This is a genomic window from Microcoleus sp. A006_D1, from assembly GCF_036702805.1.
GTDB lineage: Bacteria > Cyanobacteriota > Cyanobacteriia > Cyanobacteriales > Microcoleaceae > Microcoleus.
Genome location: NZ_JAUBVZ010000007.1, coordinates 24671 through 38481, shown reverse-complemented (window position 1 = coordinate 38481; position 13811 = coordinate 24671). Strand labels below are relative to the sequence as shown.

At 46.2% G+C, this 13811-nt stretch carries 15 protein-coding genes; 6 read left to right on the top strand and 9 right to left on the bottom strand.

Annotation, left to right across the window (positions count from 1 at the left end; translation table 11 throughout):
* The coding region (locus QUB68_RS14410) for a hypothetical protein (protein WP_332993479.1) at positions 1-863 on the bottom strand (863 nt) is incomplete at its 3' end.
* Positions 864-1163: 300 nt separating this feature from the next.
* Here QUB68_RS14410 and QUB68_RS14405 point away from each other — a divergent pair.
* A complete protein-coding gene (locus tag QUB68_RS14405) occupies positions 1164-1454 on the top strand; it encodes a hypothetical protein (RefSeq protein ID WP_332993478.1) in 291 nt (96 codons plus the stop codon).
* A gap of 12 nt (positions 1455-1466) precedes the next feature.
* On the top strand, positions 1467-2852 hold the full coding sequence (glmU, locus tag QUB68_RS14400; protein ID WP_332993475.1) for a bifunctional UDP-N-acetylglucosamine diphosphorylase/glucosamine-1-phosphate N-acetyltransferase GlmU: 1386 nt from the start codon (positions 1467-1469) through the stop codon (positions 2850-2852).
* 184 nt (positions 2853-3036) lie between these two features.
* Here glmU and QUB68_RS14395 read toward each other — a convergent pair whose 3' ends face one another.
* The 5 genes from QUB68_RS14395 to QUB68_RS14375 form a co-directional block, all read right to left on the bottom strand.
* Positions 3037-3780 (bottom strand): hypothetical protein, encoded by a 744-nt coding sequence (locus tag QUB68_RS14395; RefSeq protein ID WP_332993472.1) that lies wholly within the window; start codon positions 3778-3780, stop codon positions 3037-3039.
* 199 nt (positions 3781-3979) lie between these two features.
* Positions 3980-4837, bottom strand: a complete 858-nt coding sequence (locus tag QUB68_RS14390) for a hypothetical protein (protein WP_332993470.1) — start codon at positions 4835-4837, stop codon at positions 3980-3982.
* A gap of 24 nt (positions 4838-4861) precedes the next feature.
* The gene (locus QUB68_RS14385; protein WP_332993468.1) at positions 4862-5146 is read right to left on the bottom strand and encodes a hypothetical protein; all 285 of its coding nucleotides are present in this window, start codon (positions 5144-5146) and stop codon (positions 4862-4864) included.
* A gap of 289 nt (positions 5147-5435) precedes the next feature.
* A complete protein-coding gene (locus QUB68_RS14380; RefSeq protein ID WP_332993466.1) occupies positions 5436-6098 on the bottom strand; it encodes a tetratricopeptide repeat protein in 663 nt (220 codons plus the stop codon).
* A 111-nt stretch (positions 6099-6209) separates the two neighbouring features.
* Complete coding sequence (locus QUB68_RS14375; protein ID WP_332993464.1) at positions 6210-6650, bottom strand: hypothetical protein; 441 nt, start codon at positions 6648-6650, stop codon at positions 6210-6212.
* Between the two features lie 133 nt (positions 6651-6783).
* Between QUB68_RS14375 and QUB68_RS14370 the strand changes: the two genes are divergently transcribed.
* Positions 6784-8034, top strand: a complete 1251-nt coding sequence (locus QUB68_RS14370) for a WD40 repeat domain-containing protein (RefSeq protein WP_332993462.1) — start codon at positions 6784-6786, stop codon at positions 8032-8034.
* A gap of 472 nt (positions 8035-8506) precedes the next feature.
* Here the strand turns inward: QUB68_RS14370 and QUB68_RS14365 are convergent, their stop codons facing one another.
* Both QUB68_RS14365 and QUB68_RS14360 read right to left on the bottom strand, forming a co-directional pair.
* On the bottom strand, positions 8507-9442 hold the full coding sequence (locus tag QUB68_RS14365; protein WP_332993459.1) for an isoaspartyl peptidase/L-asparaginase: 936 nt from the start codon (positions 9440-9442) through the stop codon (positions 8507-8509).
* A gap of 62 nt (positions 9443-9504) precedes the next feature.
* A complete protein-coding gene (locus QUB68_RS14360) occupies positions 9505-9621 on the bottom strand; it encodes a DUF2256 domain-containing protein (protein WP_442923092.1) in 117 nt (38 codons plus the stop codon).
* Between the two features lie 157 nt (positions 9622-9778).
* Between QUB68_RS14360 and QUB68_RS14355 the strand changes: the two genes are divergently transcribed.
* From QUB68_RS14355 to QUB68_RS14345, 3 genes are all read left to right on the top strand, one after another.
* Complete coding sequence (locus tag QUB68_RS14355) at positions 9779-10675, top strand: RNA methyltransferase (RefSeq protein WP_332994131.1); 897 nt, start codon at positions 9779-9781, stop codon at positions 10673-10675.
* A gap of 253 nt (positions 10676-10928) precedes the next feature.
* Positions 10929-12560 (top strand): serine hydrolase, encoded by a 1632-nt coding sequence (locus tag QUB68_RS14350; RefSeq protein WP_332993453.1) that lies wholly within the window; start codon positions 10929-10931, stop codon positions 12558-12560.
* A gap of 263 nt (positions 12561-12823) precedes the next feature.
* Positions 12824-13228, top strand: a complete 405-nt coding sequence (locus QUB68_RS14345; RefSeq protein ID WP_332993451.1) for a hypothetical protein — start codon at positions 12824-12826, stop codon at positions 13226-13228.
* Positions 13229-13259: 31 nt separating this feature from the next.
* Here the strand turns inward: QUB68_RS14345 and QUB68_RS29970 are convergent, their stop codons facing one another.
* Positions 13260-13439, bottom strand: coding sequence for a hypothetical protein (locus QUB68_RS29970; RefSeq protein WP_442923087.1), 180 nt, complete (start codon positions 13437-13439; stop codon positions 13260-13262).
* Between the last annotated feature and the right edge of the window lie 372 nt (positions 13440-13811).

Below are 13811 nucleotides of genomic sequence, written 5' to 3'. Positions count from 1 at the left end.
TTTTTAGGAGTTGCTTTCTCCGAAGTTGCTTTTCCTGCTGGTGCGGGAGTTGGCTCGGGCACAGGGGGATTTACTGCTGATTCTTGAGCGTAAAGCAGATATTTCTGATACTCGATCACTTTTGTCTGAGCTAGTTGATGGTTGGCGCTAGAAACTGGTACTCTTCTCATCAACGATACTGCTTCTTGCCAGCGATCGGCAACGATCGTCCAATCTTGCTTGGTTTTTGCCGATCGCCCCAATTCTGCTGCTTTGACGGCGCTGTTAACTGCATCTCGAAAAAAAGTATCCGGTACAGTTGCTACATTCGCTGTTTCCTCTGAATTTTTCAGAGCAGTTGCTGGCGGCTGGTTCAAAATTTTACTGACAAAAGCCACCACGGCTAGGGCCAACATACCCGTCACCAGCCCAACGACAATGAAAGTCGATCGCAGGCGCTTCTCAAAAGCAGCAAATTCCGGCGATTTCTCCTCCTCTATATCACTTTCTATCTCTGGGCGATCGTCCATATTAGCAACCGCAATATTTGGCACTGATTCCGCGGCAAAGCTCTCTGGTTCCAAAATGCGGCTCTCCAAACTAAACTCCTGACTCCAAGCAGCGGCAATTTGACCACTTTCTCGGCCCTCAACCTTCACTTTCCGAATCGAATCCGGCTGCAAATTCGTCAGCTCGCTGCGGACAAAATCAACTAATTTATCTTCTTTCGGTACTTCTTGGGCATCCAGAATTACATCCAAACAGTCGCCGTCGAGATTCGCGGAGGCTGCGATGCCTTCTGATTGTAACTTGCTGTTGAGCCAAGATGCGATCGCCTGTGGATTTCCCTGCTTGGCAAGTTCCTGAAAATTAAGCTCAGTCATAGCTGGACACCTGATAATGCAGAAAGGAAGAAGTCATTAGTCATCAGTCATTAGTCATCAGTCATTAGTCATCAGTCATTAGTCATCAGTCATTAGTCATCAGTCATTAGTCATCAGTCATCAGGAAGAAGGAAGAAGGAAGAAGGAAGAAGGCATGAAAGGCTACGCGAGCGGCTAAAAAGAAGGAAGAAGGAAGGAGGAAGGAGGAGGAAGAAGCAACTAATAGTTTTTTTAGTTGAAAACACCATAACTGAAATTCAACAAATAGTATAATCTATCTCGGTAAATTCAAGCTCAAAGATGCAAATTATCACTCTCGCTCCCCCTCGCATCCCTCGGGGAAGGACTGAAGTCCTGACTACGAACCGAACTCAGGTTCGATCGTTCGGACTTCAGTCCTCAAAAATTCGATCGGGGCGCGCAACTCCAGATACCACAACCGTAGCGCCTCAAACGGACATCCGGCTGCAAAAAGACGCAGTACGCCCGGATTTGAGATTGGAGATTAAAAAATTGTGCGATCGCACCACCATCGACGGACAGCGAGTGATATCATCATTTAGTCAATATTCAAGTTTTTATAGCAAATAGCTCGATCGCACAATGATAGCAATAGCAATTTTAGCCGCTGGACGCGGCACGCGCATGAAATCTGACTTGCCCAAAGTTCTCCACGAATTGGGCGGTAGATCCCTAGTTGAGCGAGTCCTTCAAAGTTGTGAAGAAATTCAAATTTCCCGGCGACTTGTCATCGTCGGTTATCGAGGCGAACTCGTTCAACAATCCCTGATTGGAGGTCAAGAAAAATCGGACAATCCTCAATTTGCTCCCCTAGAATTTGTCGAACAAACCGAACAATTAGGGACAGGCCACGCCATCCAGCAATTGCTGCCTCACTTACAGGGATTTCAAGGAGATTTGCTGGTGTTAAATGGCGATGTACCTTTGCTGAGGGCAGAAACCATCAAACAATTGATGGCAATTCACACACAGCACCAAAACTCTGCTACTATATTGACAGCTAATTTACCAAATCCTCAAGGATACGGGCGAGTATTTACTGACAGTCAAAACTTAGTGCAGCAAATTGTCGAAGACCGCGACTGCACGAAAGCTCAAAAGCAAAACTACCGAATTAATGCAGGTGTTTACTGTTTTCACTGGCCGCATTTAGAGAAAATTTTGCCAGATTTGAAAGCAGACAATGACCAAAAAGAATATTACCTAACCGATACGGTAAGTATCCTCTCTCCCGTGATGGCGGTGGATGTCGAAGATTATCAAGAAATCTTGGGAATTAACGATCGCAAACATTTAGCCACCGCTGCCGATATTTTGCAAGCGCGGGTAAAGGAAAAGTGGATGACGGCGGGAGTAACGCTGATCGATCCCCACAGCATCACGATTGACGATACCGTAGAGTTGCAGCCGGATGTGGTAATCGAGCCACAAACTCACTTGCGGGGAAAAACTTCGATCGCCTCTGGAAGTCGCATCGGGCCCGGTAGTTTGATCGAAAACAGTCAAATTGGAGAAAACGTGACTGTGCTTTATTCGGTAATTTCTGAGTGTAGGGTGGCCGAAAATTCGCGAATTGGCCCCTACGCACATTTGCGGGGACACGCGCAAATAGGGGCGAACTGTCGCGTCGGCAATTTTGTAGAATTGAAAAATACTCAAATTGGCGATCGCACTAATGTCGCTCACTTGTCTTATTTGGGCGACGCGACTTTGGGAGAAAAAGTCAACATCGGTGCTGGAACAATTACCGCCAATTACGACGGAAAAAACAAGCACAAAACTCAAATAGGCGATCGAACGAAAACTGGTTCTAACAGCGTGCTAGTTGCACCGATAACTTTGGGGGAAGATGTTACCGTAGCGGCGGGTTCTGTAGTGACAGAAGATGTGGCGAATGACTGTTTAGTAATTGCCCGATCGCGGCAAGTTGTCAAACCAGGTTGGAAGCTGAAAGAACCTAAAAAGTGAACGATTGTTCACTTTTTAGATGATAAGTTTCCACTCGATCGGGACTTGTGCGATCGATACCAAAGAAACCGGGTTTTTATAACGGGGGCGATCACGCTCTAGGAGAGATTTTGGTAACAAACCCGGTTTCTGCGTAAGTCCGCAACCTTGAGAAATCGGGTTGATCGCGATCGGCTATTTTGTCTTATTTTTGCGCATTCAGATAGTTGTTAATCGCTTTGGCGATTTCTTCTTTCTGGTAGGGGTTCATAGTATTGGGCAGGGATATGCGAGAACCTCCACAAACTAACAGTCTAACTTCGTACCAAATGTCATTATCTCGATCTTTGACTCGATCGACTTCCACCCCATAAATCTCGCACAGAGAGTGTTGAATGACTTTACGTGCCAACACACCCTGCTGTTTAACAGTCAAGGTGTTTAAAGTTCCATCGAAGCTGTAGGTTTCATTCTTTCCCAACACGAGCGAGCCGACTGCTGCAAGCAAAAATATGCCTCCCGTCCCTCCCAACCAGCGATCGTCTTGACTCAAACGCAGCCAGCGTTTTTTTGCATTTTTAACAAAAGAATTGATATCAAAAGCAACCGCCTCTTGATTCCCCCAGTTAGTCGAGTTAGCACTGAAAGGAACATTGCCCGCATCCGTCAAAAGTACGACTCTGCTTTTATAGCCGCATCTTTCAACTTTAGCTCCCTGCAAAGCAGCAAGCTGAATTTCTTGGAGGTGCGATCCCAGTAAATGCGATCGCACCAACTGGCAATTTCCTTGTTTTTCCTGCGATCGTTGGCAGCTCAGGGTTGCTGCATGATAGTCAAAACTCAGCCAGATCAGTCCAAATGTCATCAATAAACAACTAGGGAGCCAAAAATCAAATATGCTGTGAGTCTGAATTATTAGTTCAGTCGCTGTTTGCTTGATTATTTTCATTTACTTCACCCTTTGATTCCAAAAATGATGCTACAGATCGACTTCCAGACCCGGATTCGCCCAATTGTTAAGTTATATATTATTTGAAGTCGTCCTATGCCATGACCCTTTTTATCTGGCTAATATGGTAGCACTACAATGTCTCGCGGACAACAAATGTCGCGAGTTTACTTGCGGCTATGTTTGAAATAGCTTTCCGTTATTTATCGTTGGTGATTGACTTTGGCGATCGGCCGTCGAGATAGCCACGAATCAAATCAGCCATTTTTTGTTGCTCTTCCCGATTCAAGCCACCGCTTAAACATAGAGTATCTCCTCCATTCATTAGCAAATGCACCTGGTAGCAGGTATAGCTGTCCATATGTTCTGTTTTGTGTACTTGAACTGTTTTTAATTCGACTTCAGAAATTTCACTGAGCGATTTTTCGGTCACTTCATTAATCCTTATCCCCCCTCTTTTATTAATAATTATCCCCCTTATCTTAATAGTTAGGATACTTGCATTTTTGTCAAAAATGTAAGTTTTAACACTGAATAGCTCACGGAACGCAAAATATATTACTGCAAAAAAAATAACAAAAAAACCGCTCTGAAAAAGTATCAACCCCAAATTTGACAACCGATTATCTTTTTCTATTACTAATTTCTTGACTGAGGTTTGTATATATTGATTGAATAACTCTGCATCTTTAACAGTTTGGTACGGTAGCGGAACATTCCCTTGGTTGGTTACGAGAAATACATTTTCCACAGAAGTTGAGTGACCTTCGCTATCGGTACTATTTATTGTCTCAAATTTAGCTTCCTTTACTTGTGGGATGGACTCTAATTCCCCTTTAACGAATCCCATAAAACTTGATGTACTCATTTCGCAAGTTGCTATTTTTGGCTCATTTTTTTTGCACGAAAGTCTTTCCACTCCAGAAGAAGATATCGTGCTAAGTATCATTAACAAGAGTATTCCTGGAAATCCTGTCACGCATACAGCAGGAATTAGCCACCTTATTTCATTTTCAAGCTTGAGAAGATGTTCGGTTTTTTGAATGATTTTGATCATCGGTATCAACTCCCGTTTAATTAATTAATAATTTTTACAAAACTTTGCAGATAGCTTTTCAGGGCGATATATTGATTCAGTGCGATCGCTCGTCGAGACATAGCTGCGAATCAAGTCAGCCATTTGGCATTGTTCTGTTACTGAATTGCTTCTCAAACAAATGCGATCGCACCCCAACATTAACAAGTCAACATAGTAGCTAAAATTTCCCTCGCTATCTGCTATTTCGTCTAATTCCACCGCACAAATATCGCGAGTTGAGCGTTCGGTAACATCATTAAGCGACAAACCTCGTCGTTTAATGGTCATTTTGCCAAAAGTTTTATCAAAGATATAAATTTCAGATATCGCGCCGTCTAATAAACACAGTGAGAACAACAGAAATATGCCTCCACCTATCCAATTTGATGCAAAAATAATCTGCAACAATCCAAGTACGATGAACGGAGAGATTAATAGTAAACCATCCCAGACGCTAGAGGTCTGGATTGTTAGTTCATTTGGTGTTTGGTTGAGAACTTTCATTAGTTTATCTTTTGATTTTACAAACAAGGTGAATTACTAAGCTCTCCGCTGTACCCAATTTATCAGTCACGGATTATTTGACACGGCTTTGGACGATCCGCTTCGAGGGCTTCGCTAACGCACTTTTGGTATTGCTAACAGCCTTGACAGCATAGGCATTGCCCGGACGCACCTGCAAAGCTCTATTAAAATTGACTAAAGCCGTTTGATAGTCTCCCTGTCCGTAGTAGATATAGCCGAGCTTCATCGATTGTTTGAAGTCATATTGTTGAGCGCCAACAGTACCAGAAGTAGGCTCAGAAATAGGTGCTGGTGAAAGTTGAGGGGATGACTCGGAAGCAGGAGATGACTCGGAAGCAGGAGATGGTTCTTGATTTGGCGATGAAGAAGTGCTGAAATCCGAAGGAAAAGAGGAGGCTGATTGCTCGCTAGATCCTTCGTTTATGGTTATGGTTCCAGACTGAGCTAGTTTTGCAAAATCTCCGGCATACATTGCTGAAGTAGTAATCCCAGATAATAAAAACATTGGCCATGAAGCAAGTGAAATTAAAAATGTTTTTCTGATTCTTTTATTGCTCCACTTTTTAATATAAAAAACTAATGAAGCAAATGGTACAAGCAAGTAAAGTACACCCCAGATAGTGTCTTCTTGAAAAGCTTGAACTAATCCCCAGATGCCACCAACGGAAGATAGAACAAGACCCAGAATAAAAAAGAGGATTGGAATATAAGGCATTTTCTGTTTCTCCGTTTGATGTATAGTTGTTTTTCCAATTGATTGCTTGAAATCAGATCGTTGAGCAGCAATAGGATCTGAATTAGTTTCGGCACTAAATGCTGCGAAAACTTAAGGAGATGGTTTGGGTTTGGAACCTGGTGATGGCTTGGAACTAGGGGATGGAGAAGTGTTGAAATCCGAAGGAAAAGCAGAAGGCGATTGCTCACTCGATCCAGGTTGTACATCAGGTGCTGGTGGAAAAATTGCTCCTGTAATGCTTCCCAATAGAAACATGAATAATCCAGCACATTGAATTAAAAAAGTTTTTCTGATTTTTAGATTACCCCATTTCTTCGCATAAAAAACGTAGCCAGCAAATGGGACTAACAAGTAAAGCACACCCCAAACAACGTCCTCTTGGAAAGCTTGAACCAATCCCCAGATAGAACCAACTAAACTTAAAAGAAAACCCAGACCAAAAAATAAGCCGATCGCAATTCCAGACATTTTATATTTCTCCGTTAATGTATAGTTGTTTGGCAAACTGTCAAGGTTAGGATTAAAAGGCATTTTTAACCCGAAGCTCTTTTGGCTGTTTGCTGTGTTAAAAATAGATTAGTGGTGAAAGCAGTCCGATCGCGCACAACGAATGTTAGGATTTTGGTTAGGAATTTGACTAGGAACTCGATCGCGACTGCCACCAATGACACCCTCAACCCTCGATCGACCAGAAGAACCTTTTACACGGGCAATTTACGACTGGGACATCGAAAAGCTTTACAGCGACTTAGCCAATGCCAAACAAGAATTCGCCCCGCACACCCGAAGAGGGCTGACACCCGTGGAAAAAAGGCACTTGTGCGGCTTGTTGTGCGGTTACAGCCCGGCAGAAATGGCGGTACTTCTCAACAAACAAATCAAGGGTGTAGAGGTTGACTTATCCAAAACTTTGTACCGATACATAGAAATATTGACAAATCGGCAGAGAAATGCTCTCAAAAATTGGAGAGATGCGATCGACTGGCTGGAAATAGCCCGGTATAAAAAACAACCAAAAACCTCATCCGGCGCCATCCTAAAAGCCACTCTCCAGCATTCAGACAGCATTCTATCCGCCGCCATCAGTCCCGACGGACAATTACTAGCAACGGGCTCCCACGACAGTACAGTCAAAGTTTGGAGTTGGCACAGCGGCGAACTGCTGCGGACTATTTGCGGACATTCAACCGCTGTGTTGCTAGTTGCTTTCAGCCCCGCCAGTAAAACCTTGTTAACACGATCGCGCGCGGGCACAGTCAAACTCTGGAACCTGCAAAACGGCGAACTGCTGAAGCGCTTAGCAGACGTACACCGCCACGAATCCGTCGCCGTGAGCCCCGACTGGCAAATTTTGGCGATCGGCACCACCCGCGGCACTGTCAAGCTTCAGCACCTCAACAGCGGCCAACTGCTGCAAGTTTTGGAAGGCTATCAAGGAGATGACATAAGTGCGATCGCCCTGAGTCCCAACGGCAAAATGTTAATAGCCAGCGGGCTGAATGCAGCCAGCGGTTTCTGTCGCGCCACCGTCACGATGTGGGAACTACCGGGAGGAGAAGTGCGAGGAACATTCGGCAGCGAAAATTATGTTGCAATTACTCCAGATAGCAAAATTATCGTCAGTCACGGCAACAAAATGATCGCACTGTGGAATTTGCAAACAGGGGAATTATTGCATTCTCTGCAAACAGGAATTCGCATCACTTCCGCCGCCGCAATTAGCCCTGATGGGAAATACTTTGCAGTGGGCTGTTTTGACGGTACGATTAGACTGTGGAATTTTCGCGGCGAATTGCTGCACACTTTAGATGGACATTCTAGCCCTGTGTCTGCGCTGGCGATCGGACAGTTGGGCGAAACTCTCGTTAGCGGTAGTGATAATGGTACAGTTAAACTTTGGCAGTTGCGAATTTAATATTAATCTCAATCAATGATTGCTAAAATCATTTATTTTATATCAATTATTAAAAATCGCCGCTCCCGGTAAGGACACGGCAATGCCCAAAGCGTGTCAACTTAAGCCTGAAAACCTTTGTATTTCTCGTTTATAGCCGAGGCTTGATCCCCCTAAATCCCCCGAAAGCAAGGGGGACTTTGAGAAGAGTCTTGTCCCCCCCTTCTTAAGGGGGGTTAGGGGGGATCTGGGCTTAATCGTCAAACAGCAGTCTCTGAGTACGTTTGACATTAAGTTGACACTCCTTGGGCATTGCCGTTTCCCTACAAATGCTCGCTTTTTATCATTGGTATAAAATACCGATATTCGGTAGGGACACAGCACTGCTGTGTCCTCACTGTTCCAGCAGATATTCCGTAGGGACACAGCACTGCTGTGTCCTGATTTTTGTCGCTGTCTCCTAATTTTTGTAGCCGAAAATCAAACGGCTTTTCTAAGCAACAAAAACCAGCGTTCCCTTGCTCGTTTCCAAAGTATCGCCCATTTGCGTACCGTTGTGAAAAGCACCGAGAATGATCTCGCTAGTTTTGCCGATCGCGATCGCACCATTAGCATCAATTCCGATCGCACCAAAATCCCGTTTGCGATCGTCAGCTTCCGCAAAAGAACGCTCAAAAGCAGCTTTCAAACTCAAACCGTCTGTCACCCGAATCACAATTCGCGCGGCCAAACACTCGTCCATAATGTGTTCGCCAATCCCCGTACAGCTAACCGCCGCATTGACAGTCGCGTAATTCCCCGCCGGCATCGCCGAGTCGCTAACCCGCCCGATGCGCTCAAAACCCTTGCCACCAGTCGAAGTTCCAGCAGCCAAACGCCCCTGGGCATCCAAAGCTACAACTCCGATCGTGCCAACACCCGCAGGTTCTGCGACCACATTAGCCATTGCTCTGTTAAAATTGCCTTGGCGTTCCTGCATCCACTCGTGCAAACGCAAATCCGTCATCGGATCGTAAATCGGCAAGTGAAGTTCTCGCAGCAATTCCGCCGCACCAAAATCAGATAATACGCGATCGTCCGAAGTCTGCAAAAATTTAGCAAGTTCGATCGGATTTTGAACCCGAGCAACATTAATCGCGCCGCTGAAACGCTGCGCCAAACCGTCCATCAGCGAAGCACTCATCCGAATTTGCCCGTCCGACTGTACCACAGAACCCGTACCCGCATTAAATCGCGGGTCATCTTCCAACAACCGACAGCCGTGTACCACTGCATCTACGGCACTCGCACCGTCTTTCAGCAGCGGATAAACTGCCTCCAAAACATCGTAAAGCGATTTGCGCACCGCTTCAATTCCGCCCTTGCTTTGCAGACAACTGCCGGCACCGCCGTGAATAACTAGCTTTGGTTGCACCTGTTGCGATGCCATACTTTAACCTAAAATTTTTCCTTTGCAATCTTAGCCTCACTTTGGCAAATAGCAAGAGATTCTTAACTTTCGGTGCTATTACGGCGGCGGCGACAACGATCCGAGCAGTATTTCACCTCATCCCAGCAGTCAGCCCATTTTTTGCGCCAAGTAAAAGGTCGATCGCACACCGGGCACATTTTTGTCGGTAAATCGGACTTCAATCGCTGCTTTGCCATGCTAATTTTGACAATACGTCATCTTAAATTATCTGCGTTAATCTGCATTAAATCTGCGATCGAGCGATCGCAGATTTATGCAATAAGTATAATTTCAGCCCAACATCTCCCAGTAAAAATGCTCGAAACGGCATCAGCCAACATCCGAATCGTCTTAGTCGAACCCGCAGGGCCCTTGAACGTGGGTTCAGTGGCCCGCGTGATGAAAAATATGGGTTTGAGCCAATTAATTTTGGTAAATCCTCAGTGCGATTATTTAGGGGAAGAAGCCCGACTGATGGCTGTGCGCGCCGCCGACATACTAGAAACGGCGAAAGTAGTCGAGAGTTTGCCGGCTGCTTTGGTAGGATGTGTGAGGGCGATCGCAACTACAGGAGATGATGCTCGATCGCACCCAACACAGCTAGAAAAGCCAGCAGACGCCTTGCCTTGGTTGCTAGAAGCCCCCAGCGCCCTAATTTTTGGTCGAGAAGACTGCGGATTGACTAACAGCGAATTAAACCGCGCTCAGCGCCTGATCCGCATTCCCAGCAGCGATGCTTACACTTCCTTAAATCTCGCCCAAGCTGTGGCTATTTGCTGCTATGAATTGTATCGGGAAAAAGGAAGTTCGGCAGCGGATTCTGTAGGGGATGTAGCGGATAGAAGTTCGGCAGCGGATTTTGTAGGGGATTTAACGGATGTCACGGATGTCACCTGGAGAAGGAAAAAGTCCGAGGGTATATTTTCCCAATCTCCCTCTCCCCCCAATAGTGCTCCGTTGGAAAATTTGGAGGGATATTACCAGCAACTAGAAACGCTGTTACTCAAAATTGGATATTTGCAGCCGCACACAGCAGCAAGTCGCATGGAAAAATTTCGGCGTTTGTACAATCGCGCGTATCCGACAGTGGATGAAGTCGCCATGCTGCGGGGCGTGATCCGTCAAACAGATTGGGCAATAAAAAGTTACGCGCGATCGCCAGTTTCTGATAATCTGGATGGGGCGTTGCCGGAAAATCCAACGGATAACTAGGGGAAATGCTGATAATTTGGGAAGTGACATTGAGGATTTTTGGCGAACTGGATTTACCCGCTTGTCAACTTCACAACCGGGTTTCTTGACGAAAAACCAACGCTTTAAGGTAATTTCCCGCCAATAAACCCGGTTTCTGATACTATGCAGCCTTTGGGGTAAATCTCAAATCTCCAATCCAAAATCTAAAATTGATTAGCACGCCAGCTAAAAAATCTTAAACTTGAAGTTTACAGTGCAGAAGGAGTAAGACGTGGCAGAGCGGTTTCCCAAACGATCGATATTATCAGTGATGTCCTCGCTGGCCTCTGCCAACTCCGGCCCCAAGCCGCCTAAGTCCGGCAAAGCAAGTCAGTCTGGCAAATCCAGCCGCCGCCCTCCCCAACCGCAAAACGGCAATCCGGAAGTACGCGCGGCGCAGCTATCCCGTAGAGAATCGCCCTCCCCTGCGACTTTCCCACCGCAACCAAGCCGCGGCACCAGAATTAGAGCCAATTCTCCCGCACCTTCCCCCGCAGAATTGAATACACAAGACTTTTTATCGAATCCCCAATCTGCAATTAACCCCAGAAAACCCAGAACCAGCAAAACTCCCCAGTCGAAGACTCGACAACCGCGCAAAAAAGGGCTGGCTGCTGTGGATATGTTCGATTTTCCCGAACCGACTTCTCCTGTCAGCACTCCCGCCAGCAATCCCAACAGCCAGCCCCAAACGACAGCTCCTCGCGCACCGCGTGGAAGTCGCCCCATTTCGCCTCCAGCGCGCATTCTGGACACGGAAATGCCGCCAAATGTCAAAAAAGCCCCAGTGTCCAAACAGCGCCCGCAAGGAAGTCAGAGACCGGGCAAACGAACAGCACCTGCGAAGGTGCCGACGTTGGTTTACGCTACTCGGTTGCTGATTTTGGGAGTTGGGATTGCGGTGATTTGCGGTACGCTGTTGTCGGTGGTAAATGCTGTGAGTCGATCGACTGTAGCGACACAAGAAACCCCCGCAGGGCAGAAAAACCCAGCCGACAGCGCAGTTGCAGCCCCGGCGGCCCCAGAAGCCCTGCAATTGAATCAAGAATTGGGAGCTTTGAAAACGCAAGTTCAGGTAATGGCAACAGAAAATCCTACTTTGACAGCGGGAATATTTATAGTTGATTTAGATACTGGAAGCTACCTAAATTTTAACGGCGATGCTCCTTTTGCTTCAGCTAGCACGATTAAAGTGCCAATTTTAGTGGCTTTTTTCCAAGCAGTAGATGAAGGCAAAGTGCAGTTAGATCAGATGCTGACGCTGAAGCCGGAACATATTGCTGAGGGTTCTGGAGATATGCAAGACGACGCACCGGGAAAGAAATATTCAGCTTTGGAAGTTGCCAGAAAAATGATTGTTGTCAGCGATAATACGGCGACAAATATGATGATTGAGTTGTTGGGAGGTGCTGAGGTTTTGAATCAGCATTTTGCCACCTGGGGTTTGAGGGCGACGCTTCTGCGGAATAAGTTGCCGGATTTGGAGGGAACTAATACTACCAGTCCGAAGGATTTGATCAATATCATGGCTCAGGTCGATCGCGGAAATTTGGTTTCTGTCAAATCGCGCGATCGAATTTTGCAAATCATGCGCCAAACTAAAAACGATTCTTTGCTACCGAGAGGCTTGGGCGAAGGAGCAGTTATTGCTCACAAAACGGGTAACATCAATACAATGCTAGCCGATGCGGGGATGGTAGATTTGCCAAACGGCAAGCGTTATTTGGTGGCGGTGATGGTGAAGCATCCGCCGGAAACCGAGAAGCCGGCTCAAACATTAATTCGGGATATTTCTAAGATGAGTTACCGCTATTTGAACGATGGGGAAACGCCCGCAGATTCAAAAGTGAAAATTAAAAATTAAAGTAGAATAACGGGCGAATGGAATTCGCGTCTACACAAACAAAACCCACTCCAAGCGGGTTGAAGAAAACCGGGCGAATGGAATTCGCAGTCTTCTCTATTCCGGGCCAGGAAAACCGGGCGAATGGAATTCGCGTCTACACAAACTCTCACGCGCCTCCGCGGGTTGAAGAAAATCGGGCGAATGGAATTCGCAGTCTTCTCTATTCCGGGCCACTTAGTGCAAGTCCTGTAGAATTTACAAACTATAAAAGAGTTTGTATTATGAAACTAAACACCCGACTTGTTTGTTTGCTAGCGCTTTCAACTTTAGCTGTGGGAGTCTCCCCCGCGTTGAGCAATCCCGTTCGTTCTGCTCAAAGTCAACTCACCGATATTACAGTTATTTCCAATAATATCGAGCTCAATCGAGCCAAAAACTTAGCCCGTCAAGCAGCAGAAAATGCTAACGGGGGCTTGGGGGAATATCGAGCCGAAGCTGCGATGCACGGCGCTTCGGCCCAATCGCCTTTTGTTGAGAATGGTGATGGTACTTGGACATTTACTTTTCAAGGGCACAAACCCGGCGCGTCTGTGTATACGGTAGAGACGGTTGTTACTGTTTCCCAAGATGGGAGAGTGAGAGTCGATTACAACGGGCGAATTCGCAACTCGTTTAATGTCCGGTAAAATAAGTGCGATCGGGTTTGTAGTGAGGACTTTAGTCCGCATAAAAATTTTGAGGACATCGGCGCTCACTACAAACTAATTTTATAGTCGATGCGATCGGTTTCAACGGGCGATCGGGATTTAGGATTTTTCGTGCTTCCAGAGTCGATCGAGTCGCAGTCAGCACTATGGTTTCAATCTCTCGATCGGGAAATAGGGTTTTTCCTGCCAAGTCCAAACACCTGCATTAGTAATCCCTAAAACGTTTCAATCCCTGATAGGGGTTTAGGGTTTTTCCCGCAAGAATCCCAAAAAGGTTCTTTCTTCTGTTTCATCAAGTTTCAATCCCTGATAGGGGTTTAGGGTTTTTCCCGCATGGTACTAGCTCCCTTTAACCATCGCCACCAAAGTTTCAATCCCTGATAGGGGTTTAGGGTTTTTCCCGCCCGCTTGAGCCTTGCTTGCAGCCCCCGGTAGATCGTTTATTACTGAGGCTACCAGCTCTCAGTGGTTTGGGGTTGCTTTGCTTGGCGATGAAATCACTCCATAGCACTTTAACTAACGGTAAGCGCAAGCGCTTACCGCTAATTTTGCACCACTAATA

Coding starts and splice junctions, on each gene's coding strand:
- QUB68_RS14405 (WP_332993478.1), top strand. CDS start 1,164: ATGCAAATTATCACTCTCGCTCCCCCTCGCATCCCTCGGGGAAGGACT.
- glmU (WP_332993475.1), top strand. CDS start 1,467: ATGATAGCAATAGCAATTTTAGCCGCTGGACGCGGCACGCGCATGAAA.
- QUB68_RS14395 (WP_332993472.1), bottom strand. CDS start 3,780: ATGAAAATAATCAAGCAAACAGCGACTGAACTAATAATTCAGACTCAC.
- QUB68_RS14390 (WP_332993470.1), bottom strand. CDS start 4,837: ATGATCAAAATCATTCAAAAAACCGAACATCTTCTCAAGCTTGAAAAT.
- QUB68_RS14385 (WP_332993468.1), bottom strand. CDS start 5,146: ATGACCATTAAACGACGAGGTTTGTCGCTTAATGATGTTACCGAACGC.
- QUB68_RS14380 (WP_332993466.1), bottom strand. CDS start 6,098: ATGCCTTATATTCCAATCCTCTTTTTTATTCTGGGTCTTGTTCTATCT.
- QUB68_RS14375 (WP_332993464.1), bottom strand. CDS start 6,650: ATGCCTTTTAATCCTAACCTTGACAGTTTGCCAAACAACTATACATTA.
- QUB68_RS14370 (WP_332993462.1), top strand. CDS start 6,784: ATGACACCCTCAACCCTCGATCGACCAGAAGAACCTTTTACACGGGCA.
- QUB68_RS14365 (WP_332993459.1), bottom strand. CDS start 9,442: ATGGCATCGCAACAGGTGCAACCAAAGCTAGTTATTCACGGCGGTGCC.
- QUB68_RS14360 (WP_442923092.1), bottom strand. CDS start 9,621: ATGTGCCCGGTGTGCGATCGACCTTTTACTTGGCGCAAAAAATGGGCT.
- QUB68_RS14355 (WP_332994131.1), top strand. CDS start 9,779: ATGCTCGAAACGGCATCAGCCAACATCCGAATCGTCTTAGTCGAACCC.
- QUB68_RS14345 (WP_332993451.1), top strand. CDS start 12,824: ATGAAACTAAACACCCGACTTGTTTGTTTGCTAGCGCTTTCAACTTTA.